The sequence below is a fragment of the Halospina sp. K52047b genome (assembly GCF_008709855.1).
In the GTDB taxonomy this organism is placed as follows: Bacteria; Pseudomonadota; Gammaproteobacteria; order Pseudomonadales; family Oleiphilaceae; genus Halospina; species Halospina utahensis_B.
The window spans coordinates 140,939-164,522 of the sequence record NZ_VYJH01000006.1 but is presented as its reverse complement, the minus strand read 5'-3'; the positions used below and the strand labels follow the sequence as shown (position 1 = coordinate 164,522).

General features: G+C 60.4%; 19 protein-coding genes. 13 read left to right on the top strand and 6 right to left on the bottom strand.

Annotation, left to right across the window (positions count from 1 at the left end; translation table 11 throughout):
- The 5 genes from F3089_RS09600 to F3089_RS09580 all read right to left on the bottom strand — a co-directional run bounded on the left by F3089_RS09600 (position 1) and on the right by F3089_RS09580 (position 4,576).
- A complete protein-coding gene (locus F3089_RS09600; protein WP_225741723.1) occupies positions 1 to 1,074 on the bottom strand; it encodes a phospholipase D-like domain-containing protein in 1,074 nt (357 codons plus the stop codon).
- A gap of 145 nt (positions 1,075 to 1,219) precedes the next feature.
- Positions 1,220 to 2,185 carry a DMT family transporter gene (locus F3089_RS09595; RefSeq protein WP_151440590.1) on the bottom strand — a complete coding sequence of 322 codons (966 nt, stop codon included), beginning with the start codon at positions 2,183 to 2,185 and terminating at the stop codon, positions 1,220 to 1,222.
- A 117-nt stretch (positions 2,186 to 2,302) separates the two neighbouring features.
- A complete protein-coding gene (locus F3089_RS09590) occupies positions 2,303 to 2,578 on the bottom strand; it encodes a DUF5676 family membrane protein (RefSeq protein ID WP_151440589.1) in 276 nt (91 codons plus the stop codon).
- A 205-nt stretch (positions 2,579 to 2,783) separates the two neighbouring features.
- Positions 2,784 to 3,698, bottom strand: coding sequence for a DMT family transporter (locus tag F3089_RS09585; RefSeq protein ID WP_151440637.1), 915 nt, complete (start codon positions 3,696 to 3,698; stop codon positions 2,784 to 2,786).
- Complete coding sequence (locus tag F3089_RS09580) at positions 3,698 to 4,576, bottom strand: cation diffusion facilitator family transporter (protein WP_192497329.1); 879 nt, start codon at positions 4,574 to 4,576, stop codon at positions 3,698 to 3,700. Before F3089_RS09580 ends, F3089_RS09585 begins: the two co-directional genes overlap by 1 nt.
- Positions 4,577 to 4,869: 293 nt before the next feature.
- Between F3089_RS09580 and F3089_RS09575 the strand changes: the two genes are divergently transcribed.
- From F3089_RS09575 to F3089_RS09525, 11 genes are all read left to right on the top strand, one after another.
- Positions 4,870 to 6,666: a copper resistance system multicopper oxidase gene (locus F3089_RS09575; RefSeq protein ID WP_151440587.1), complete on the top strand. Its 1,797-nt coding sequence runs from the start codon at positions 4,870 to 4,872 to the stop codon at positions 6,664 to 6,666.
- Positions 6,667 to 6,689: 23 nt separating this feature from the next.
- The gene (locus tag F3089_RS09570; RefSeq protein ID WP_192497328.1) at positions 6,690 to 7,463 is read left to right on the top strand and encodes a copper resistance protein B; all 774 of its coding nucleotides are present in this window, start codon (positions 6,690 to 6,692) and stop codon (positions 7,461 to 7,463) included.
- 9 nt (positions 7,464 to 7,472) lie between these two features.
- Positions 7,473 to 8,138: a response regulator gene (locus F3089_RS09565; protein WP_151440585.1), complete on the top strand. Its 666-nt coding sequence runs from the start codon at positions 7,473 to 7,475 to the stop codon at positions 8,136 to 8,138.
- Positions 8,125 to 9,465, top strand: coding sequence for an ATP-binding protein (locus F3089_RS09560; RefSeq protein ID WP_151440584.1), 1,341 nt, complete (start codon positions 8,125 to 8,127; stop codon positions 9,463 to 9,465). The genes F3089_RS09565 and F3089_RS09560 overlap by 14 nt, the downstream gene beginning before the upstream one ends.
- Positions 9,466 to 9,686: 221 nt before the next feature.
- Positions 9,687 to 10,007, top strand: a complete 321-nt coding sequence (locus F3089_RS09555; protein ID WP_151440583.1) for a hypothetical protein — start codon at positions 9,687 to 9,689, stop codon at positions 10,005 to 10,007.
- 22 nt (positions 10,008 to 10,029) lie between these two features.
- On the top strand, positions 10,030 to 10,629 hold the full coding sequence (locus F3089_RS09550) for a DUF2231 domain-containing protein (RefSeq protein ID WP_192497327.1): 600 nt from the start codon (positions 10,030 to 10,032) through the stop codon (positions 10,627 to 10,629).
- A gap of 526 nt (positions 10,630 to 11,155) precedes the next feature.
- On the top strand, positions 11,156 to 12,490 hold the full coding sequence (locus tag F3089_RS09545) for a TolC family protein (protein WP_151440581.1): 1,335 nt from the start codon (positions 11,156 to 11,158) through the stop codon (positions 12,488 to 12,490).
- The gene (locus tag F3089_RS09540) at positions 12,483 to 13,784 is read left to right on the top strand and encodes an efflux RND transporter periplasmic adaptor subunit (protein ID WP_151440580.1); all 1,302 of its coding nucleotides are present in this window, start codon (positions 12,483 to 12,485) and stop codon (positions 13,782 to 13,784) included. The genes F3089_RS09545 and F3089_RS09540 overlap by 8 nt, the downstream gene beginning before the upstream one ends.
- On the top strand, positions 13,777 to 16,899 hold the full coding sequence (locus F3089_RS09535) for an efflux RND transporter permease subunit (RefSeq protein WP_151440579.1): 3,123 nt from the start codon (positions 13,777 to 13,779) through the stop codon (positions 16,897 to 16,899). Before F3089_RS09540 ends, F3089_RS09535 begins: the two co-directional genes overlap by 8 nt.
- Before the next feature lie 210 nt (positions 16,900 to 17,109).
- Complete coding sequence (locus F3089_RS09530; protein WP_353623147.1) at positions 17,110 to 17,268, top strand: hypothetical protein; 159 nt, start codon at positions 17,110 to 17,112, stop codon at positions 17,266 to 17,268.
- 40 nt (positions 17,269 to 17,308) lie between these two features.
- Entirely contained in the window at positions 17,309 to 19,654 is a 2,346-nt protein-coding gene (locus F3089_RS09525; RefSeq protein WP_151440577.1) for a heavy metal translocating P-type ATPase, read from the top strand.
- An 8-nt stretch (positions 19,655 to 19,662) separates the two neighbouring features.
- Here F3089_RS09525 and F3089_RS09520 read toward each other — a convergent pair whose 3' ends face one another.
- Complete coding sequence (locus F3089_RS09520) at positions 19,663 to 21,195, bottom strand: BCCT family transporter (RefSeq protein WP_192497326.1); 1,533 nt, start codon at positions 21,193 to 21,195, stop codon at positions 19,663 to 19,665.
- Positions 21,196 to 21,359: 164 nt separating this feature from the next.
- Between F3089_RS09520 and F3089_RS09515 the strand changes: the two genes are divergently transcribed.
- Entirely contained in the window at positions 21,360 to 22,361 is a 1,002-nt protein-coding gene (locus F3089_RS09515) for an HDOD domain-containing protein (RefSeq protein WP_151440575.1), read from the top strand.
- Between the two features lie 155 nt (positions 22,362 to 22,516).
- Positions 22,517 to 23,572 (top strand): tRNA preQ1(34) S-adenosylmethionine ribosyltransferase-isomerase QueA, encoded by a 1,056-nt coding sequence (queA, locus tag F3089_RS09510; protein WP_151440574.1) that lies wholly within the window; start codon positions 22,517 to 22,519, stop codon positions 23,570 to 23,572.
- Positions 23,573 to 23,584: the final 12 nt, after the last annotated feature.

Here is a 23,584-nt window from a genome sequence, read left to right as displayed (position 1 = left end):
TTAGAGCCAACGGCGAGCTGCCCAGGCCAGGAGCGCAAGCAGCCGGTCAGTCAGGGGGAGTCGCAGGCCTGAGCTGGCGTCGAGTTCCTCAGCTTCTGCGAGATCTGTCTCGAATTGTCTTTCAAGGGCCGCTGCCAGTGAAGGTGCCCTCGCGCAAAGATTGAGCTCGTGGTTCAGGAACAGGCTGCGATAGTCCATGTTGGCGGTACCTATGCTGGCCCATTCGCTGTCGATGGTCAGGGTCTTGGCGTGCAGCAGGCGCGAACGATAGCCGAACACACGAATGCCCTTGCGCTGCAGGCGCGCCTGGATCCTTTGCGCGATCCAGCGTATGGGAGCAATGTCGCTCTTGAGCGGAACCAGTACGCGCACCGCCACGCCGCGCCGTGCAGCCTTTTCAAGAGCCTTGATGGTCCATTCGTCGGGAACGAGATAGGGAGTGGTCATTTCGATACGGTGCCTGGCGGAGCCAAACATGGAGGCGAAGACACAGTGCAGTCGGTGCTGGCAGTCGGGTGACTTGTTGGGCAGTACAACCGCGCTGGGCGGTTCCGCGTTGAGATCGCTGTGGAAAGGCTGGCCTTCCCAAAGCGCCTGGTAGGCATTTCGGGCCTGCCGGACCAGCGGGCCCGTCATGGCGACGTGAGTGTCGCGCCAGCGGCGTTCGCCGTATAGTTTCCTCGAGTTTTCCCGATGAATGTTGAAACCGCCGAGAAAGGCTTTTCGTCCATCCACGACCAGCAGTTTGCGGTGATTGCGCTGGTTGTATTGAAAAGGGCGTGACCAGTGCCAACGGTGGAACCAGCGCAGCTCAATGTCACTGGTACGCAGAAAATGGTCGAGCCTGCGTGACACCCAGAACAGCGAGCCGGCAGCATCAAGGTGGAGCCGAACCCGCACACCGGCTCGCGCCCGCGCAGCCAATGCCTCGGCGAATTGCCAGCCGATTTCGTCCTCGGCAAAGATATAGCTTTCCATGGCGACCTCATTCCGGGCCTCGGCGATAGCCCGGATCATGGCGTCGTACAATGGGTCGCCCTCGGTGAAGAGCTGGAACGGCTCATCGCCCGGCATCAGCACAGGTGTGCAGAGTCGACGCCGCTCAGGTTGTATTTTTTGGGAGCGCGCGGCCGGCCTTACGGTGGTCATGGGAGTGACAACCATTCAGATTGGATGCCCCATAGGGCATCCATTGGTACTGCGGCAGACACTGCGGGGGTCAGGAGGGCAGGGCACAGTTGCAGCTATCCACTGCGCGTTCTACCTGCTCCTGATCCGCCTCCTTGATGCGATGCGCCCAGGTTACAAGTCCGATACTTGTGAAGACCAACGCAAAACCCACCAAGTGAACGGGGTGGAACGCATCACCGAGCCAAAAATAGGAAAGTGTTAAAGCACTCGCAGGCATGGCACTCATGTAACCCGATGCTGTGCTTGCCGACACCTGGCTTAGCCCGCGGAACCAGATCAAAGTGCCGACCGCGAGCGGGCCCATGCCCCAGACGACCAGCCCGAGCCACTCGTTTGGAGAAGGCGTGGAGAAGTCAAAACTTGTGGCTTGATACAGTCCAGGGCCGGCGAACAGCAATGTCGCGACCCATACGATGAGCGGCAGGGCCACAGTGGGGCGCAGGTCCTTGATAAGCTGCTTGCCGAGTATCGAGTATAGTGTCTGGCTGGCCACGGCACAGAATACCAGCACGCTACCCACGATCAGAGCCCAGCCGGAAGACTGAATGGCCTGGCCCGATACGTTGATCACGAGCACGCCGGCGACGGCCAGGGCAACGGCAAGAGTCTTGCGCCATCCCATGCGGTCATGCATGAAAAGCACGGCCGCTGTGGCCATTGTGGCGGGGCTCAGGCTCATTACGACCGAGCCTACCACCCCGTTCACCTGTTGCATGCCGGTGAGCAGGAAGAACGTGAACGCAACGATCCCGATGCCGCCGATGATGACAATCTTGATCCAGTCTGAACCGGAGATCCGTGGCAGACGGTGCCGATAGACAACCAGGAAAGGCGTCAGAGCCAAGGCTGCTATTGTCAGGCGGAGAAATGGCCCAAGAAAAATTGGAAAGGCATCCGATACCACCTTGGCGGCAGGAGTGCCGGTGCCGAACAGCGCCATGCCAACAAAAAGCTGGGCGTAGGCTTTCAGTTGTTGTTTGAGCTTTCCGTCCAATTCGCAAACCCTTAGGGAAATGGAAGTTTTTGCACTATTGCAGAGGCGATCCCGTGGAATCGACCAAACGATTCGTGCCGCGGTCCGTATTGGTCACGTCCTGGCCCGGCCTGTCCTTCATTCACTTTTCGAGAACCAGCGGTACAACGGGACAAACACCACGGCCAGATACCAGCCGTAGAGATAAGCCTCTACCAGGCCAATGAAAAAGCCGGACCAGGTGAGCCATTCAAACCCGGGTAACAGCGGTGCCCATGCCTCATACATGCGCAGAGCCTCCGGAGCGAGCATGCCGAAGCCCACGCACAGTAGATAGGTGATCGCCAGCAGGAGTGAGAGGCTATTGCCCAAGGCGGCGATGCGTAATGATGTGGTGCTGTTTACGTGTTCCATATTCGCTATCCTCCTTTTCCAGAATCCGACAGCCGGATCCTCCAGCTAGCCGGGGTGAACCAGTTTGCGTTGTAACAGCCTTTTGGGCGCACTGCCTGGTGCGCCGAACGTTGGAAAACGCCTTTGGCCAATCGCCATTGGAGTCCGTGGCGAGTTGCCTGTGTTGTTGCCGTGAGCCGCCGCAGGGCCACGCCAGTGGGCGGATTCATGCACACTGACAGGGATGGACGGCTCGCTGGCCCATTCCGCGTGACATCTCCCGGGTCAGCCAGAAACCTGCTCCCAATAGTAACGCGCCACCATAGATCATGCCCTGCGCCGGCACTTCACTGAAGATCAGATAGCCCAGGGTCGTGGCCACTACGGGCGAGACGATGATGTCCACCAGCGCATAGGTATTGGCGTTCAGCGTTTTCAACACGATCGAGATACCGAAGTAGGCAAATCCTGTGGATACCACCCCCAGGCACAGAGCCCAGAGCATGATCGGCAGGTCCAATCCCAGCGATTCGTAATGGATGGACCCAGTGATATCACCGGGGCCGAACAGGACCAGAAAAGGCGACAGAATGACGGCGCCGGCCAGCATGGACCAGGCGATATCGTTGCCTGTTTCGCTTTTCCCCTCATAACGCATATAGGTCACCATGGCCGCATATACGGCGCCATCCGCCAGTGCCACCAGGTTGCCCAGTATGTGGCCGCCTTCCAGCGGTTTGGCCAGCACGATGCCAATGATGGCCAGGGCAAAGATCAGGATGTAGTTCCTTTTGGCCTTCTCGCCCAGAAACAGCCAGGAAAAGATAAAGGTGAAAAAAGGAGCAATACTCCAGAAAATCACCACGTTCGCGATGGGCGCGACGGTCATGGCGAAGTTGAAGACGCTGATCTGAAGCGCGATCAGCAGGCCGATGATCGCGGTGTCCTTCATGTTTCCCCTGGGAAAACGCAGGCGGGCGCCTGTCGCCAGGGGCATGGCCACCATCAGAAAGATGGCGGCGAATGTCAGCGCATAGAAGTTCAGTGTCTGGATCGGGATTCGGTCATCCGTAAGCTTCACGAAGACACCAATGGTTGCTTCGGAAAGCGTGATCACAAACAGTAGAAGCGCGGTTCTCATCATGAGTTCCGATGTCCGTCGATCCGGGTCACATCAATGTCTTCGGCACCCGATTCGTCCAGGCAGGCGGTTTCGACCTGAAGGGTGACGAAAAAGAATCCGAACTGGGATTTCAGGAGCTCGTGGGCCTCTTTGAGCACCGACTGTGAATCCGCTCCGTTGCTCGTGCGCAAATGCCCGGAGAATACATAGCGCCCACTGGTGAGTGCCCAGGCATGGACATGGTGTGCATTGCTAACGCCTTCGAGTTCTTCCAGTTTGCGAACCACTTGGGCGAGGCTGATATCCGCAGGGGTGCCCTCCATGAGCAGGTGCATAGCCTCCCCGAGGATGCCCCAGCTGGCCCAGAGCAGGACAAAGCCGAAGGCCATCCCAAGAAGCGGGTCAATCAACAGGAACCCGGTGAAATGAATGACCAGGGCGGCCACGATGATGATCAGACTGCCGACAAAGGTTTGGATGATGTGCCACAGAGCGCCCTTGACGTTTATGTCAGTACGGCTCTGCTTCCAGATGAGGCCAAGCGAGATGAACTCCGTCACCAGGCCACCCGCAGCAGCCCAGAGCATGGGGCCTGGTGGCAGCTCAATCGGGTCGGCCAGGCGGAATCCTCCCATGACGATCACAATCAGCGCCATGCCCAGCAGAAAGCCACCGTTCACCAGCGCCCCTATGATCTCCGCGCGGTACCAACCGAAACTCCGGTCTTCGTCCGAGGGACGGCGTGCCAGTCGGGCGGCCAGAATGGCTACCAGAACACCGCCCACCGCCGAGAAGGTATGAAAGGCGTCGGAAATAACGGCAACGGAACCGGTCCAGAGTCCGATTCCCATTTCCATGACAAAATAGATGCCGGTAAGCCAGGCCGAAATGGCCATGCCCCGCCCGCTGGTGGGCATGTGCCCTGCGTGGCCAGCGTGACCCGCATGATCTGCGCTCATATCCAATATCCTCTTCCGACGTCCTTCGATCATCAACGCAACCAGTTGTCATCGGGGGTACTGGTTGGCTGTAAGGTGTTGAGCGACTGTCGAGCCTAACGTCGGAAACTGAACTCACGCTGACAGGGATCGAAAAAAGCTCGTCAGTTTGATGTCAGCTTGGTGTGCAATGATGCCGACTTCAACATCAACAGCATGTTTCAGATTCAGGGGAATTTAGGGAGTTGATCATGACCAATCATCCGTATCCCAACCGGCGCTCACTCTCGCGCCGGGACATAATCAGGGCCGGGACTTCCATGGGCCTGATGGTCGGACTTGGCAGCCTGTTGCCTGGTTATGCCTTGGGCTTGACCGGCAACCAGGAGCTTACACGCCGAACCGAGGGCAATTCGGACATTTACGAGCTGACTATTGACCGCACCCCGCTGACGATCGACGGGCGCGCAAGTGCTCAGCCGATTACGGTCAATGGCTCGCTGCCCGCCCCATTGATCCGTCTTCGCGAGGGTCGTGAAGCGGTGCTTAGGGTAACCAATAAGCTTGATGAGCCCACCTCCATCCACTGGCACGGCATCCTGCTTCCCTTTGAAATGGATGGCGTGCCGGGGGTGAGCTTTGCGGGCATCGCGCCGGGCGAGACCTTCGAATACCGTTATCCGGTTCGCCAGAGTGGCACTTACTGGTATCACAGCCACTCCGGTCTCCAGGAACAGCTGGGGCATTACGGTCCCCTGATCGTGGATCCGGCGGAGCCCGAGCCATTCGAGTATGACCGTGAATACGTGATCGTCCTTTCTGACTGGACTTTCAATGATCCGTCGGAGGTCATGCGTAACCTCAAGGTGGCGGAAGGCTACTACAACTACAACCGGCGGACGGTGGCCGACTTCTTTGAGGATGTGGCCAATCTCGGCTGGAGTGGCGCCTGGGAGAAGGCCGGTATGTGGGGCCGCATGCGCATGACCCCGAGGGACATTCTGGATGTGACGGGCGCCGAGTACACTTACCTGATGAATGGCATGTCGCCGAATGACAACTGGACCGGCCTGTTTGAGCCGGGCGAGAAGGTGCGCCTGCGCGTGATCAATGCCTCGGCCATGTCCATCTTTGATGTGCGTATTCCCGGACTCCCGATGACGGTCGTAGAGGCTGATGGCCAGAAGGTAGAGCCGGTGGAGACCGATGAGTTCCGTATCGGTGTGGCTGAGACCTATGACGTTATCGTCGAGCCGCGGGACGAGGCCTATACCCTCTTTGCCCAGTCCCAGGATCGCTCAGGATTTACCCGTGGCACCCTGGCCGTGCGCGAGGGCATGGAAGCGCCCGTACCGGAGCTCTATCCGCGTACCGAGCGGGGCATGGCCGCCATGGGCATGTCGGGTCACGGTGATGGCGGAATGGATCATGGCTCCATGAACGGAATGGATGGTATGCACCAGGACGGTGGTCGTATGGACGGGGCCATGCACGGCAACGGCGGGGAGCCCCCGGTGGCGGATCGCCAGATCTCCCACGGCCCGGATAATCACGGCGCCGGTGCTGCCATGGTGGCAATGGACCCGAGGCCGAGACTGGATGACCCCGGCGTGGGCTTCGAGCATGTGGATCATCGGGTACTGACCTATGACCAGCTACGCGGCCTGCATGCCTGGCCGGATGAACGCGCTCCACAGCGCGAGGTGGAGCTGCACCTCACGGGGAACATGGAGCGTTACATGTGGTCCTTCGACGGGCAGAAATTCTCGGAGGTGGATGGCCCCATTCCATTCGGCTACGGCGAGCGTCTGCGCCTGATCCTGGTCAATGACACCATGATGGATCACCCCATCCATCTCCATGGCATGTGGATGGAACTGGAGACGGGCAATGACGGTTACCGGCCCCGCAAGCACACGCTGCTGGTTAAGCCGGGGGAGATGATCTCGGCACAGATTACGCCGCAACATAAAGGTGACTGGGCCTTCCACTGCCACCTGCTCTATCACATGAAAGCGGGTATGTTCCGCGTGGTGTCCGTTCAATGAGTGCTCAGAACAGGAGGAAAAACATGGCTGTTAAACATGGTTCCACGGCCCTGGTGATCCTGGGCCTGATGATGCCGGCCATCGGTGCGTTCGCTCAGGGCGTGGGTCCGCGGGCGCAATCGGACTGGTCGCTCCCCGTTCACGACGATGTTGCCTATGGTCAGCTTCTGATGGACCGTTTTGAATACCAGAACGGCGATGACGAGGATGTTTTCGCCTGGGAGGGCCAGGCCTGGTGGGGCGGTGACACCCACCGGCTGGTGGTCGACTCCGAGGGTGAGGCCCTGGTTTCGGGGGGCGATGGTGGTGAAGTGGAAAGCTTTGATGTCCAGTACGGCTATGGCTTCAGCGCTTACTGGCAGGCTAAGGCCGGGCTTGGCTACCAGAGCACCTTCGGACCGGGACCGGACAGAGACCGGGCTTCCGCCGTGGTCGGTTTCCAGGGACTGGCCCCTTACTGGTTTGAGGTGGACACGGGGCTTCGCGTCAGTGAGGATGGCGACGCAGTGGCCGAATTCGAGGGCGAGTACGATTGGCTGTTCACGCAGCGCCTGATTCTCCAGGGCCGCGCGGAAACCAGCTATGCCTTTGACGAGGTGCCGGAGTTCGGTGTCGGTGAAGGGCTCAATGGCCTCACCCTGGGACTGCGTCTTCGCTATGAACTGACCCGTGAATTCGCCCCTTACGTCGGCGTGCGGTGGCAGGATCAGTACGGTGATACGGCGGATCTGACCCGTGCGGAAGGCGAGGACACGGAGAAGACATCACTGGTGGCTGGTGTGCGTTGGTGGTTCTGAAGGAAGGCGATGAGACTGCTGCTGGTTGAAGATGACAGCCTGCTTGCCGACAGCCTGCAACGACAGCTGTCGGCGGCGGGCTTCAGTGTGGATGCTATTGCCACGGCATCGGGCGCGGCCCAGCTTGGCCGGCAGGAAGACTATCGCGTTGTGGTGCTGGATCTGGGCCTGCCGGACGGCAATGGCCTGGACGTGCTCAGGGAATGGCGCTCGCGCGGACTGACCATGCCGGTACTGATCCTCACCGCCCGAGGTGATTGGCAGGATAAGGTGAGTGGTCTCAAGGCGGGCGCCGACGATTACCTGGCCAAACCCTTTCAGAACGAGGAACTGCTGGCGCGCCTTGATGCGCTGATCCGTCGAAGCGAGGGACGGGTTGATTCAGTCCTCTCGGCCGGCAGATTCAGGCTGGATGAGAACCGCCAGTTCCTGGTGACGCCGGATGGGGAAGAACACGCACTGACGGGAACGGAATTCCGCCTGCTGCGGTGTCTGATGAGCCGGCCGGGCCAGCTGTTTTCCAAGGAAAAGCTTCTGGAACAGGTCTACAATTTGGATGAAAGTCCGAGCCATAACGCGATTGAGGCCTATGTCCGCCGGCTCCGTAAGCTGGCGGGCCAGGATGCCATTGTGACGCGTCGTGGCCAGGGATATATGTTCAATGCCGTGGATTGACCTCAACCGCTCCATCCGGCGCACGCTCCTGATCGTGCTGCTCCCCGCGGCCATCGCGCTGATGGGGGCCGCATGGATTATCCATGGAGCGCTTCTGGAGCGCATGGCGCGAAGCTTTGTGGAGGATCGCCTCAGGGAAGAGGCCAACTTTCTGGCACACCGCATCAATCAAGCAGATGGCCGTGTTGATGCACTGAGTACCGGCGATTATTTCGAGGAGGTTTTTCACCACGCCTTCGCTGTCCGCGTAGGATCCCGACGATACGTCAGTCTCGCCCCCTGGAGGCCACTGCTTTCCCCTCATCTCGATGAAAACCGGACAGGGTTTATCCGCCAGACCGCCTCCTCGGAGACGATTTCTGACTATCTCGCTTACCGTCAGACGGTCGATCTGGGGGATCGGGAAGGCATCATTGTCGTTGCTGAAGAACTCTCCCGCGTCAACGCGAGTCAGCGTGAACTGCATATCTGGACAGGCGCGGTTTCCGCAGTCCTGCTGGGTCTGCTTGTTCTGGTGATATGGGTGGCTATTCGTCTGTCCCTGGCCTCTGTTGCGACATTGAAGACGGCGTTGAAGGAATTGCAGCAGGGCACCCGGGAGCGTCTCGATATTGAGACGCCGGAGGAGTTCCGGCCGCTTGTGCGGCAGCTGAATCAACTTCTGGACACCCTTGATCAGCGTCTGATCCGTTCTCGAGAGGCGCTGGCCAACCTGTCCCACAGTATCAAGACGCCGATTACCGCAGTCCGGCAGGTACTTGAGGAGCGCGAACAGCACCTGGATTGGAGCATGCGACAGCAACTGGCCCGGCGCCTTTCGGAACTGGACGGGCAGCTTGAGACCGAAATGCGCCGCAGCCGGTTTGCCGGCGCCCAGGCCGGCAAAGGGGGAACCCCCGTCAGTCAGGCACGGGAGTTGATCTGGATGCTGGGTCAGCTCTATCCGGATAAGGACTTCGAACTCGAAACCGTCCTGGCTGACGAGCGCCAGTGGCCGGTCGAGGAATATGACCTGAACGAGGTGCTCGGCAGCCTACTGGATAACGCAGGGAAATGGGCAAAGGAGCGTGTAACGCTCTCGTTGCGGGAGGATGAAGCGGGGCTGGTCATTGAGGTTAGCGACGATGGTCCGGGGGTATCGCCGGATCGGGTACCGGCACTCGGGCAGCGTGGTCAGCGGCTGGATGAGCAGGCGCCCGGTCACGGTTTGGGGCTTGCCATTGTGCAGGATGTTATTCGTCGATATGGCGGCTGGATGGCGTTTGATGTCAGTGAGGCAGGAGGGCTTCTGGTTCGAGTCGAGTTGCCGGAACGGATTTCGTTGTAATGCTATTAACTGTTCACAGTAATCAGTTTCAGCTCAGTTTCATATGGTTAGATAAGGATTGTCGGGGTGAGATGTCTGATCCCGGTTTTGCAATCAATCAGAGAAAGAGAGGATTAGGGATGAGAAAGCTATTCGCTTTGATGCTTCTGACGGTCGTTGCTGTTAGTCCAGCAATCGCCGAACAGGGCCATACACATGACGGAGTCGAAAAGGATGGCCGGATGGGCCAGGGTCAGGGTTCCAGCATGGGTATGATGAGTGGTGAACACATGCCGGAGCGCATGCAGCGAATGCACGAGAAAATGCAGCAGGCGAGGGAGACGAAGGATCCCGAGAAACGTCGTGAACTCATGCAGGAACACATGAAGACGATGCGTGGCGCGATGCAGGAGATGCATGGTGGCATGGCACACCGGAAGGAAGGCGGTTCCAAGCAATCCGACATGCCCATGGAACAACGCATGCAGCGCATGGAACAGCACATGCAGATGATGCAGGGCATGATGCAACAGATGATGGAGCGTGAGTCGCTCGAGAAATAACACGCTTTAAAGGGATTGGATGATGATTGAGGTCGTACCCAACTGGCACCCGATATGGGTTCATTTTCCGATAGCGTTGCTCAGTATGGCCACGGCCTTTTTCCTGCTCGGCTTTGTTCTTCCGGACAGGGCAGGGGAGCGTGTAACGTCGGCGGCCCGCTGGAATCTGGGCCTGGGTGCCCTGTTGCTGATCCCAACCCTGGCGACGGGGTACCTGGCCTACAATTCCGTCGCCCATGATGGGGCGGGCCATGCGGCGATGCAGCGCCATATGACGGCAGCCTGGGTGGTTGCCGCCCTGGTCGCGGTTGCCGTCCTGGTCGCCTGGCTGGATCGATTCCGTGCCCGTGGGGCGGGAGTGATTCTTACCATTGCTCTGTTGCTCACCACGGTGGCGGTTGGGGTTACCGCATACCTCGGCGCGGAAAACGTGTACCGGCACGGTCTTGGTGTTGAGCGCCTTCCAGAGGGGGTGCAGGGCGAAGGATCGGGATCCTCTGATACGTCTGACAGTGGCCGAAGTGACGGTTCTGGACCTGATGGATCGGCACAGGATTCGGCGCAGGACGACAGTGAGGATACCGCACCTGAAGGCCACGGAGGGCATGATCATGCGCACTGAGCCAAGTTGGGAAAGTGATTGGGGCTCCCGCTCCGTGGGTGGTAACTCCCACCTATGAAACCTTACGGGCAATGCCTCTACATCTTCCTTATGGCCCTCATCGTACTGGCTCCTGCTGTTGGGGGAGCGGCGACGATGGGGGCTGTTTCAATGGGGGGCATGCAGTCTGACCTGCACCAGCAGATGGATTGTGGGGGCTCTGACACCCGGGACGAGCTTCGCGACGGCTCTTCAGCGCAGCCCGATTGCCATGAGATGCAGGACTCGGGCGAGTGTTGCATGAGCTGCGTGGCCTGTGCCCTGTCAATGACCTTCCCGCTTGCCCCTCAATCCAACCTCGTCGCCATTGAACGGTACTCCGTTAATCAGGTCCACGTTGACCTCGGTTCTGAACTCCGACCTCCCAAAGCACACTCCTTTTAATCGGTAGGGCCACCGCACGGATTGTCCGTGGGCACGGCAGACATCGGTTGTCGCCAGGGCTGACACAGGGTCAGGGCTGGCGCCCAGTGGAGTGACACCAATCATGAAAGTTCGATTATACCAGGCGCTAACGATAACCTTCCTCGTCTCGGTTTCGTTGGCTTCCCTCGCGGCCGCGGACGAAGGCCTGCCGTTGAAGGAAGCAATCAAAAAGGCACAGGGCGGTGACCCCTGGCTCGACGCCAGTAGAGACCGTGAAAGAGCCTATCAGGCTGAAAGCATATCGGCCGGCACCCTGCCTGATCCGCGAGTTTCCGTAACCGCGCGCAATCTGCCGGTGGATTCCTTCGATTTCAATCAGGAGGCCATGACGCAGTTCAGTGTCGGTGTCACGCAGATGTTCCCGCGGGGCGATACACTCGAGCTCAAGCGGCATGGAAAAAAACTGCAGGCTGATGAGCAGGCGATACAGCGCAGTGAGCGCCGCGCACGGGTCAGGCTGATTGTAAGCAGACTATGGCTGACCGCCTACGAGGCGCAGAACAGTATCGAATTGATTGAACGTGACCGGAATCTTTTCGAACAGCTGGTGGATGTTGCCGAATCCAACTATGGCTCGGCCCTGCGCCAGGCCAGGCAACAGGACGTGGTGCGGGCGCAGCTGGAGTTGACCCGGCTGGAAGACCGGTTAAGTACCCTCCGTCGTCGTGAGGCAGCCGCGCGGCGCCGATTAGGCGAGTGGATTGGACAGCAGGCCGCCGAACGCAGCCTGATTGGTGCGCTGCCGGAGTCTTCAGCGATATACCCGGGTCCTCAGGTGGTTCTGTCAAATGCATCGAATCGGGCGGTAACCGATACGCTGTTGAACCATCCAAAGATACGTGTATTGGATAAGCGCGTTTCTGTGGCCTCCAACGAAGCCGATCTGGCCCGCCAGAAATACTGGCCGGAATGGGGCGTAACCGCCAGCTACGGCTACCGCGATCGCGCCCCTGGTGGCGCCGACCGCGCCGACCTTTTCTCGGTGGGCGTGACCTTCGATCTTCCCATTTTCACCAGCAAACGTCAGGACTCGCAACTGAACGCCGCCATTGCCCGCAAGGGGGCGGTGAAAACCGACAAAACACTGCGGCTGCGCTCATTGAGAGCCAAGCTCGACACGGCCAGCGCTGAACTGAAACAGCTCAACCACCGCGTCGAACTCTACGGCCAACGCCTGCTGCCGCAGATGCAGGAGCAGGCCGAAGCGGCCCTCACCGCCTACAACAATGATGATGGCGATTTCGCCGAGGCGGTCCGGGCCCGCATCGACGAACTCAACGCCAAGATCGAAGCCCTTGCCATCGACGTGGCACGGGGAAAAGTCAGGGCCCAGATCAATTATCTGCTCAGTGGTGCCGAAGCATCACAAGTGGCGCAGGGAGGTCATCATGAATAAGTCATTTTCCATCATTGCATTGCTTGTCCTCGGTGGCGTTTTCGGCGCCGGTGGTTATGCCTGGTTCGGGGCGGGGGCGGCGAGCGATGACGACGCCCCGAATGCGGGCAAGGGTGAACCCCTCTACTGGGTAGCGCCCATGGACGCCAACTACAAGCGTGATAAACCCGGCAAGTCCCCCATGGGCATGGACCTGGTGCCGGTCTACGAGGAGGGGGAAGGCTCAGAGGCAAGCCCGGGGACCGTTAGAATCTCTCCGGATGTCGTCAACAACCTCGGGGTACGCACCGGCAAGGCGGAAAGAGGCCGTTTCCGTCGCGAAATCAATACGGTGGGCTATGTGCAGTACGACGAAGACCAGGCTGTGCATATCCATTCCAGGGTTGAGGGCTGGATCGAGCGGCTGATGGTCAAGGCGGAAGGTGACCCGGTAACCCGGGGTGCCCCCTTGTACGAGATTTACTCGCCGACCCTGGTTAACGCCCAGGAGGAATTCCTTTTGGCGTTGAAGCGGGGTAACGACAATATGGTTCAGGCTTCTGCCCGGCGCCTGCGCGCGCTGAACGTGCCGGAAGAAACGATCGAGACCATCCGCGATAAGCGCAGGGTGTTCCAGACCATCACCATCAATGCGCCGCAATCCGGCGTGGTTGATAACCTGAATGTGCGTGAGGGTTTCTTCATCCAGCCATCCAGAACCGTCATGTCCATCGGCGTCCTCGACGAGGTGTGGGTCGTGGGCGAGGTATTTCAAAGCGATGGCGCACGCATCGAGGTGGGCGATCCGGTCACCATGACCTCCAACTACCTTCCCGGCCAAAGCTGGGAGGGGCGCGTCGACTACATCTACCCGAGCCTGGACGAGACCACCAACACCCTGCGGTTTCGCACCCGGATAGATAACCCGGGGCAACGCCTGAAAGTCAATATGTTCGCGCAACTGGCCATCCACCAGCAGAGCGCGGAACAGACTCTCCTGATCCCCCGGGAGGCGCTGATCCGCACCGGTCATCAGAACCGCGCAGTCCTTGCGATGGGAGAAGGGCGATTCAAATCTGTTGAAGTCAAGTTGGGGCGTGTTGGCACTCACAAAGCGGAAATCCTGAACGGACTGAAGGCGGGCGATCGCATTGTAACCTCCGCGCAATTCCTGCTGGATTCCGAGTCCAGCAAGACCTCGGACTTCCAGCGGATGCATCACGGCCCTAAGGCGACTCCCGATCAGGGCAAGGGCAAGAGCGACGGTGCGATGAAGTCCATGGACCACTCGGAGAACGGGGGCGGACATGATTGAGTCGATTATCCGATGGTCCGTCTATAACCGTTTCCTGGTCCTGCTGGCGACCCTCTTGCTGGTTGCCGGGGGGCTGTTCTCCCTGAAAAACACCCCGGTGGATGCTCTGCCGGATCTGTCCGATGTCCAGGTCATCATCAAGACAAACTATGCAGGCCAGGCGCCGCAGGTGGTCGAGGATCAGGTCACGTACCCCCTGACCACCGCCATGCTGTCCGTGCCGGGCGCCAAGACCGTTCGTGGCTATTCGTTCTTTGGGGACTCGTACGTCTATGTGATCTTTGATGACGATACGGAGATGTACTGGGCCCGCTCCAGGGTCCTTGAGTACCTCAGCCAGGTGGCCCCGGAGTTGCCGGATGCCGCCAAACCGCAGTTGGGGCCGGATGCCACCGGCGTGGGCTGGGTCTACATGTATGCACTGGTGGATCGCAGTGGCGAGCATGACCTCAGCGACTTGCGCTCCCTGCAGGATTGGTTCCTCAAGTATGAACTGCAGACTGTCCCAGGCGTTTCGGAGGTGGCCACAGTTGGGGGCATGGTCAAGCAGTACCAGGTCGAGGTGGAGCCGGACAAACTGCGTGCCTACGACATACCGCTGCAACACGTACAGAACGCCATTCAGCAGGGCAACCAGGAAATCGGCGCCTCCGTGGTGGAAATGGCCGAGGCTGAATACATGGTTCGCGCCACCGGCTATATCCAGAGTGTGGGCGATCTGGCCAGCGTGCCACTGGGGATGAACGACAACGGGACGCCGGTCCGTCTCAGGGATATTGCCAATATTCGCGAAGGCCCACAGATGCGCCGTGGGGTGGCAGAGTTGAATGGCAATGGCGAGACGGTGGGCGGCATTGCGGTCATGCGCTACGGCGAAAACGCCCAGAAGACCATAGACGGCGTCAAGGCGAAGCTCAATCAGCTGGAAAAGGGGTTGCCCGAGGGGGTTGAGGTGGTGCCCGTCTACGACCGCTCGGGGTTGATCGAGCGTGCCGTCAACACGCTCTGGCATAAACTTGGCGAGGAGTTTCTCGTCGTCGCGCTGGTCTGCATGGTTTTCCTGTTCCATGTGCGCTCGTCACTGGTCGCAATCATCAGCTTACCAGTGGGCATCCTGACCGCGTTCATCGTCATGTATCTCCAGGGCATCAACGCAAACATCATGTCGCTGGGCGGCATTGCCATTGCCATTGGGGCCATGATCGATGGTGCCATTGTGATGATTGAGAACATGCACAAGCACATGGAGCGAACGCCGCTCACCCGGGAAAACCGATGGCGGGTCGTTGCTGATGCGGCCAGCGAAGTCGGTCCGGCGCTGTTCTTCAGCCTGCTGATCATCACCGTGAGCTTCATGCCGGTATTCACCCTGGAGGCCCAGGAGGGGCGCATGTTCGCGCCCCTGGCTTTCACCAAGACATACGCCATGGCCGCCTCCGCTGCCCTGGCGGTTACGCTGGTGCCGGTTCTCATGGGCTATTTCATCCGCGGCAGGGTTATGCCTGAGCACCGTAACCCGGTGAACCGGCTGTTGGTCGCCGGTTATATGCCTTTGCTGAAAACGGTGCTGCGCTATCCCAAAAGCACCATTCTCGCCACCCTGCTGGTAACCGTTGTCGGCTTCTGGCCGGTCAGCCAGATTGGCAGCGAGTTCATGCCACCGCTGGACGAGGGTGATTTCATGTACATGCCCACCACCCACCCGGGCATCTCGATCGGCAAGGCGCGGGAGCTGTTGCAGCAAACGAACAAACTCATCCGAACCATACCCGAAGTCGATACCGTCTTCGGTAAGGTGGGCCGCGCGGATACGGCGACAGATCCCGCCCCCCTGACCATGATTGAGACCTCTATCAGCCTCAAGCCCCGCTCAGAGTGGCGGCCTGGAATGACGAAAGAGAAACTCAAGGAGGCGTTGGACAATCGTGTTCAGGTTCCGGGGGTCACCAACGCCTGGGTTATGCCGATCTCGACACGGATTGATATGCTCGCGACGGGCATCAAGACGCCGGTGGGGATTAAGGTCTCGGGCCCGGAATTGTCGCAGATCCAGTCCATTGGCTCTGATCTGGAGACCATCCTGGAGGACGTCTCCGGCACGGAATCAGTCTATGCGGAACGGGTCGCCGGTGGACGTTATATCACCGCTGACATCCGCCGTGACGATGCGTCCCGTTACGGGCTCAATATCGACGACATCCAGCAGGTGGTGGCCACGGCCGTTGGCGGCCGCAACATCGGTGAGACCGTGGAGGGGCGGCAACGGTATCCGATCAATCTGCGTTACCCGCAGGACTACAGGAACACGCCGGAGCAGTTGGCGCAACTGCCGATTGTCACTCCAGCCGGTGAGCGTATCGCCCTTGGGGCCGTCGCCGATGTCCGTGTCGAGGATGGCCCGCCGGTCATCAAGACCGAGAATGCGCGCCTGAACGGATGGGTCTACGTTGATATTGCCGACGTGGACGTGGGCACCTATGTGAAGCGCGCGCAACAGGCAGTCCGCGAGGAACTGGACCTGCCTGCTGGCTATTCCATCAGCTGGTCCGGCCAATACGAGTACATGCAGAGAGCCAAGGCCAAGCTCACCTATGTTGTGCCCCTGACGCTCGTGCTCATTATGCTGCTGCTGTACCTGAGTTTTCAGCGCCTTCAGGAGGTGGTCATCATCATGGTCACGCTGCCCCTGGCGATGGTTGGAAGCTTCTGGCTGCTGTTTCTTCTGGGATATAACTTCTCGGTCGCCGTGGGCGTCGGTGTCATTGCCCTGGCCGGTGTGGCCGTGGAGATTGGCGTGATCATGCTCACGTACCTGAACCAGGCTCATGAACGCATGCTTGAACAATGCCGCGATCACGATGTCGCCCCTCGAGAAGAGACGCTGCGCCACGCCGTTCTCCATGGCGCCGGGCTCCGCGTGCGGCCGGTGATGATGACGGCTGCAGCTGTTATCGGTGGCCTGCTGCCCATTCTTTATGGAACGGGTACAGGGTCGGCAATAATGAGTCGTATAGCAGCACCCATGGTTGGCGGCATGCTCAGTGCGGTCGTGCTTACGTTACTGGTGCTGCCGGTGGTTTACTTCCTTTGGAAGAAACGTTCTCTCCGGGATTAAGAAGCAAGCAACGGGTCCGGGCCGGCATGGCCGGCCCGGAACAATTTAAAGCACCAACTTAGCTGCGGTTCAGCTGGTCGTGTTTAAATGGCTGCAGATCGAGAGCGATGATCGCATCACTCTGACACCATGTCTGAGTATACTTTTAAAAGGAGTACGAAAATGATGTATGGCGGTATGCACACAGGAGGAATAATTTGGATGCTCGTTGTGGGCATCATTCTTGTTGTCCCGTTCTGGAAGCTGACCACCCGGGCCGGTTATCCCGGCCCGCTGGCGCTGCTTATCCTGGTACCGCTGGTGAACCTGGCGTTCATCTATTTCCTGGCCTTTTCCAGTTGGCCGGAGTCAGGGGAAAAGCGTGGGTAAATGCGCTTAGGCTGCCATCGAAAGAATCCTGGGAGGGAAGATGACTTCACACGAATCCGGTCATGACCACGAGTGTGAGCACGATGCAGGCGTTAAGGATCCAGTCTGTGGGATGACCGTGGATCCGCACACGGCCGAACACCGCAGCCAGCACGCGGGGCGGACCTGGTATTTCTGTTCGGGGCGCTGTCAGTCGAAATTTGAAGCCAGCCCGGATCACTACCTTTCCGGTGAGGAAAAGGCTGCTGAATCGGTTCCGCCCGGAACCATGTACACCTGCCCGATGCACCCTGAGATCCGCCAGGAAGGGCCGGGTGACTGCCCGATCTGTGGCATGGCTCTGGAACCGGAGCAGGTGACGGCGGACACGGGGCCCTCGGAAGAACTCACGGACATGACCCGCCGGTTCTGGATCGGTGCGGTGCTGGCGCTTCCGGTGTTCCTGCTGGAAATGGGTGGTCACCTGATCGGCCTCAAGGGAATGATTGCCCCCCAGACCTCGAACTGGGTCCAGCTGGTGTTGGCCACGCCCGTAGTACTCTGGTGTGGGCTGCCGTTTTTCCAGAGGGGCTGGAAATCGGTGGTCAATCGCAGCCTCAATATGTTCACGCTCATTGCCATCGGTACGGGCGTCGCCTGGGTCTACAGCATTGTCGCGACGCTGGCGCCGTCGGTGTTCCCGGACGCCTTCCGTCAGCCTGGGGGCTCGGTCGCCGTCTATTTTGAAGCTGCGGCTGTCATCATCGTGCTGGTGTTGCTGGGGCAGGTGCTTGAACTCCGCGCCCGGGAGAAGACCTCCGGTGCCATCAAGGCATTGCTGGAGCTGGCACCGGCAACGGCACGCCGGCTGGACGATGAAGGGAACGAATCCGAGGTGTCGCTGGATCAGGTGCAGGTGGGCGAACGGCTCCGGGTCAAACCGGGCGATAAGGTGCCTCTGGACGGTGAAGTGCTGGAGGGCGGCTCCAGTGTGGATGAGTCCATGGTTACCGGCGAGCCCCTTGCTGTCAGCAAGGGCCAGGGTGACTCGGTGATTGGTGGCAGCATCAACGAGCAGGGCAGTTTCGTCATGCGTGCCGACCGCGTAGGGCAGGACACCATGCTGTCCCAAGTGGTCCAGATGGTGGCGAGTGCCCAGCGCAGTCGAGCGCCCATCCAGGGGCTGGCGGATCGGGTGGCGGCCTGGTTCGTGCCGGCCGTTATCGCCATTGCGGTGGCGGCCTTCGTGGTCTGGTCGCTGGTGGGACCGGAGCCGCCCATGGCGTTCGGCCTTCTGGCCGGGGTGAGCGTTCTGATCATCGCCTGCCCCTGTGCCCTGGGGCTGGCGACGCCCATGTCCATCATGGTCGGCGTCGGCCGGGGCGCCCAGAGCGGGGTCCTGATCCGGGATGCGGAATCCCTGGAGCGCCTGGAGAAGGTGGATACGGCCGTAGTGGACAAGACCGGCACCCTGACGGAAGGCAGACCCCAGGTTACCGGGCTGGTTCCGGCTGAAGGCGATACCGAGGAAACCCTGATGCGGTTTGCGGCCGCTCTGGAGAAGGGCAGTGAGCACCCCCTGGCCCGCGCCATACTTGAGAAGGCGCAATCCATGGAGTTGGATCTCCCGGAAGTGTCGGCGTTTGATTCGCCCAACGGCAAGGGGGTGACCGGCCTGGTTGAAGGGCAACGGGTCCTGCTTGGCAATCGGTTGCTGATGGAAGCCGAAGGAGTCTCACTGGACGCGTTCGAGGACGAGGCGGACCAGCTCCGGCGGGATGGTGCAACGGTTATCTTTGCGGCCGTTGATGGACGCGTCCGGGGGCTGGTGGCCATTTCGGATCCCGTGAAGGAAACGACGGAAGCCGCCATCCAGGCGTTGCAGAGCGACGGTATCCGGGTCGTGATGCTCACTGGTGATAACCGGACCTCGGCCGAGGCGGTGGCGAGGCGTCTGAATATCGACGAAGTGGAAGCCGAAGTGCTGCCAGAGGACAAGGGTCGGGTGGTGAAACGCCTGCAGGATGAAGGACGGGTTGTGGTTATGGCCGGCGATGGTGTTAACGACGCACCGGCACTGGCGACCGCCGATGTGGGTGTGGCCATGGATTCCGGCACGGATGTGGCCATCGAGAGTGCCGGGGTTACGCTGCTGCGTGGTGATCTCATGGGCATTGTCGAAGCGCGGCGGCTGTCGCGCGCGACCATGCGCAATATCCGGCAGAACCTTTTTTTTGCGTTTGTCTACAACTCGGCTGGTGTACCGATCGCAGCCGGTGTGCTCTATCCGTTCGCCGGGATTCTGCTGTCCCCCATCTTTGCGGCAGCGGCCATGTCCCTGTCGTCGGTCAGTGTGATCGCCAATGCGCTCAGGCTGAGGATTGTCCGGCTCTCAGAATCCCAGTGAACGCCGGCTTATGCGCGGTCCTCCCGGGAAGGTTCCCGGGGAATCCGCACATGCACCCGCTGGTGCTCGTAGGGCCGGCGCAGGGCGATCAGCAGGGCCGGAATGAACGCCAGCAGCAGAAGTCCAAACGGCAGGCCACTGGCGATAGTGGCCGACTGCAGGGCATTCAGTCCGCCGGCCCGGAGCAGCACCGCCGTAACCAGCCCGATGGCCGTCATCCAGAACAGGCGCTGCTGCCAGCTGGGGTCGCGGCCGTTCGAGGTCAGCGTGGCCACCACCAGCGATCCGGAATCCGCTGAGGTCACAAAGAAAACCAGAACCACGAGGATCGCGATGCCGATGGTGGCGGTACTCAGCGGCAGAAACTCCAGGAAGTTGTACAGGCTGGAGTTGGGTGCCTCCATTACTGTCTGCACAAAATCCGCGTTCTGGAACAGTTCCAGGTGCAGGGCATTGGCGCCGAACACCGTCATCCAGATGAAGTTGAAGAATGACGGAACCAGCAGTACACCCAGCAGATACTCCCTGATCGTCCGGCCCCGTGAGACACGCGCGATGAACATGCCGACGAAGGGCGACCAGGAGATCCACCAGCTCCAGTAGAACACTGTCCAGGAAGACTGCCAGTCCGTGCCCTGGTAGGTCTCATTCCAGGTCGACAGTGTCAGCAGATCGTTGAAGTAACCGCCAATGTGCTGCCCGAGCGCCTTGAGGACGAACACAGTCTCGCCGGTAACCAGGACAAACAGCATCAGGCCCCCGGCCAGAAGCAGGTTGATTTTGCTCAGTCGCCGCACGCCACTGCTGAGGCCGGTGAGTACCGAGACGAGCGCGACAGCACACACCACGCCAATGAGTAGCATCTGCAGCCAGAGCCCGGACTCATGGCCGGTGAGCTGGGCGATACCCGCGGCCGCCTGGCTGGTGCCGAGCCCCAGCGAGGTGCAGACGCCGAACACGGTACCGATCACTGCGGCGAAGTTGGCGAACCCCCCGATTCGCCGGGCGCGCTTGCGGCTGACCAGTTCCTTGAGTGGCGCTTCGAAGCACAATGGGTGATTGGCGTTGAAGTGGAAGTAACCCAGTGTCAGGCCGACCAGCGCATAGATGGCCCAGGGATGCAGCCCCCAGTGCAGGAAGGTGGTTTCCATGGCCAGTTGAGCGGTGTCCGCGTTGTTTCCAACAAAAGGGCCGAATGTATCGTAGTGCTGGAGTGGCTCCGAGACACTGTAGAACAGCAGCCCGATGCCCATGCCGGCGGCAAAGAGCATCCCGAACCAGTCCAGTCGGCTGAACTCCGGCCTGGCGTCTTTACCGCCAAGACGGATGTGCGCCAGGGGGCTGAAGATCAGGTAGACCGCGAACAGCAGCGCGGCATTCATGATCAGGATCAGCAGCCAGCCCGTGTTATGGGAGAACCAGTCCTGGAGCCCCGAGAACACGCTCCGGGCCAGCTCCTGCTGCAGGGTCGCAAACGCCAGCAGCGCGATGATGGCCGTGGCGGACACAATGAAGAGGCGGAAGCGGCGGAGTCGGTTCAAGAGTCGGTCTCCGTTGTCGGTCAGTAGCGCTGGCTGCGTATCCTAGCATCTGAGCTGTGCTGCGCGGGATCCGCCGGTCTGGTCTGGATGCTTATAAGCAGTGTCGTGCCACAGCTGGTACACTGCCGTGATAGGAAGCCCACCAGTATGGACAGGGGTGGTTCATGGAGCGGTTGATTCAGTCACTGCTGTCGTTCCTTTCGGGCAATGGCAGTAAGGGAAAAGCCCGGGGAGATACCAGTCGTCGGGAAGGTAATGATGAAATACAGGCTACTGAGGCGGATACCGCCGGGGAAGTGGCTCGGTTGCATGCGTGGCTGGTAGGGCGTTCCACAACCCCGGATTCCGGACCCACGGTTCCGGAACAGGCCATGCTGTCGGAGCTGAGGCTCCGGGTCCGTGAGCGGAGGCTGTCGCGGATTCCCCGCCAGCCCCGGGTCCTGCCGAAACTGATCCGCGCACTTGGCGATGAACGCCAGACCCACCGGGATATTGCCACCATCATTGAGGATGAGCCGGCACTGACCGATGAACTGCTGCGTGTGGTGAACCTCACCGCCACCAACAGTGGCCAGCGACCCATTGAATCGGTCGAACAGGCGGTTCTTCTTGTAGGGTTCGAGGGGGTGCGGCGGGCGATTTCAGAGGCGGTCATGCGCCCGGTCATGCAGGCAGCCTCCCGGGCTGAAGCCGGCTTTGCGCGTAATGTCTGGCAGTGGGGCCTGCTCTGCGCCAATGCCTGTGATCGCCTCGCGCATCAGAAGCCCGGGGGTGGTCCGGATCTGTTCATGCTCGGCCTTATCCCGGGGCTTGCCTATCTGACACTGTACCGGGAACTGGAATCCATCGCGGGAGCCCAGTCCGGTGATCACGCCGTCAGCGCGGGACTTCTTGTCAGCGTGCTTGAGGAGCAAAGGGGCGCCATGCTGGAGCGTCTGGTGTCGGCCTGGGAGTTGCCCGCCTCCTATCGCGACGAGCTCAGGGAGCTGCATGACTCGCCGCTGGGCCTGCAGGCCTCAACCCTGTCCCGGGGGATGGTTCTGGGCACCCATGAAACGCTCCGCCAGGCCGGGTGCGGGACACTGCTCCAGAAGGAGCTGGAGGCAGTGACCGGGCTGGATCAGCCCCGGCTGGAACATGTCCTGACCGATCTTCGGCGCGCCTAGCCTCGGGGGATCCAGCCCCAGAGGGCCCAGGGTGCCGGGGGTCAGGAACCTGCACCGAGTAGATCCTGTTGCCCAGCTGAAAGCCTGAGCTTCCCCACCGACCATGGCTCCGGTACCATTCGCGCCCAGAACTAACCGCTTGGACCCTCCGCGCGATGAAACGCTCCGATTTCCACTTTGAACTGCCTGATGAACTCATTGCCCGCTACCCGCTTGCCGAGCGTGAGGCCAGCCGGCTGCTGCGTCTGGATGGAACGGATGGGGCGGTCTCCCATCACGGCTTCCGGGAACTGCCGGATCTTCTGGAGCCCGGCGACCTGCTGGTGTTCAACGATACCCGCGTGATTCCGGCGCGGGTCTACGGGCAGAAGGCCTCTGGCGGAAAAGTGGAGATGCTGGTGGAACGGGTGCTGGATTCGGACCGGGCTCTGGTTCACCTGAAGGTATCGCGAACACCATCCCCCGGGGGTGAGATAACCCTGGATGGCGGGCACCGGGTCGTGGTGGACGAGCACACGCCGGAGGGGCTTTTCCGGGTGCATTTCCCGGATGCGGATGTGATGACGGTGCTGGAAGCCGTAGGGCATATGCCGCTGCCGCCCTACATCGACCGGCCGGACGAGATGACGGATGAGGAGCGCTATCAGACCGTCTTCGGCGAAAAGCCCGGGGCCGTGGCGGCCCCCACAGCCGGCCTGCATTTCACCGATGCCATCATGGATGAGCTCGCGGCCAGGGGCATCGAACGCACCTTCGTGACGCTCCATGTGGGCGCGGGCACTTTCCAGCCGGTGCGCAGCGAGGACATCCGTGAGCACCACATGCACCAGGAGTGGCTGTCCGTGGGGCAGGAGGCTGTGGATGCGGTGACGCGCACCCGGCAACGGGGTGGGCGTGTGGTTGCCGTGGGCACCACGGCGGTCCGGGCCCTGGAGTCCGCCTCGGGGGAGGGCCATCTCGCCCCGTTCGCCGGCGAGACGCGGATCTTCATCTACCCGGGTTACCGTTTCCGCAGCGTCGACGCCATGGTCACCAACTTCCACCTGCCGGAGTCGACCCTGATCATGCTGGTCAGTGCCTTTGCCGGGCGTGACAACGTGCTGGATGCCTATCAGGCGGCGATTGGCGAACGTTACCGCTTCTTCAGCTACGGCGATGCCATGCTGGTTTTCCCGCATTCCGAGGCGGTTGCACCGGAGGTTTCCGAATGAAGGGCAACTCTT

What these genes read in the sequence shown, in the direction of transcription:
- F3089_RS09600 (WP_225741723.1), bottom strand. Translation starts at nt 1,074, where the DNA reads ATGCCGGGCGATGAGCCGTTCCAGCTCTTCACCGAGGGCGACCCATTG.
- F3089_RS09590 (WP_151440589.1), bottom strand. Translation starts at nt 2,578, where the DNA reads ATGGAACACGTAAACAGCACCACATCATTACGCATCGCCGCCTTGGGC.
- F3089_RS09585 (WP_151440637.1), bottom strand. Translation starts at nt 3,698, where the DNA reads ATGAGAACCGCGCTTCTACTGTTTGTGATCACGCTTTCCGAAGCAACC.
- F3089_RS09580 (WP_192497329.1), bottom strand. Translation starts at nt 4,576, where the DNA reads ATGGCCATTTCGGCCTGGCTTACCGGCATCTATTTTGTCATGGAAATG.
- F3089_RS09575 (WP_151440587.1), top strand. Translation starts at nt 4,870, where the DNA reads ATGACCAATCATCCGTATCCCAACCGGCGCTCACTCTCGCGCCGGGAC.
- F3089_RS09570 (WP_192497328.1), top strand. Translation starts at nt 6,690, where the DNA reads ATGGCTGTTAAACATGGTTCCACGGCCCTGGTGATCCTGGGCCTGATG.
- F3089_RS09565 (WP_151440585.1), top strand. Translation starts at nt 7,473, where the DNA reads ATGAGACTGCTGCTGGTTGAAGATGACAGCCTGCTTGCCGACAGCCTG.
- F3089_RS09560 (WP_151440584.1), top strand. Translation starts at nt 8,125, where the DNA reads ATGCCGTGGATTGACCTCAACCGCTCCATCCGGCGCACGCTCCTGATC.
- F3089_RS09555 (WP_151440583.1), top strand. Translation starts at nt 9,687, where the DNA reads ATGGGCCAGGGTCAGGGTTCCAGCATGGGTATGATGAGTGGTGAACAC.
- F3089_RS09550 (WP_192497327.1), top strand. Translation starts at nt 10,030, where the DNA reads ATGATTGAGGTCGTACCCAACTGGCACCCGATATGGGTTCATTTTCCG.
- F3089_RS09545 (WP_151440581.1), top strand. Translation starts at nt 11,156, where the DNA reads ATGAAAGTTCGATTATACCAGGCGCTAACGATAACCTTCCTCGTCTCG.
- F3089_RS09540 (WP_151440580.1), top strand. Translation starts at nt 12,483, where the DNA reads ATGAATAAGTCATTTTCCATCATTGCATTGCTTGTCCTCGGTGGCGTT.
- F3089_RS09535 (WP_151440579.1), top strand. Translation starts at nt 13,777, where the DNA reads ATGATTGAGTCGATTATCCGATGGTCCGTCTATAACCGTTTCCTGGTC.
- F3089_RS09525 (WP_151440577.1), top strand. Translation starts at nt 17,309, where the DNA reads ATGACTTCACACGAATCCGGTCATGACCACGAGTGTGAGCACGATGCA.
- F3089_RS09515 (WP_151440575.1), top strand. Translation starts at nt 21,360, where the DNA reads ATGGAGCGGTTGATTCAGTCACTGCTGTCGTTCCTTTCGGGCAATGGC.
- queA (WP_151440574.1), top strand. Translation starts at nt 22,517, where the DNA reads ATGAAACGCTCCGATTTCCACTTTGAACTGCCTGATGAACTCATTGCC.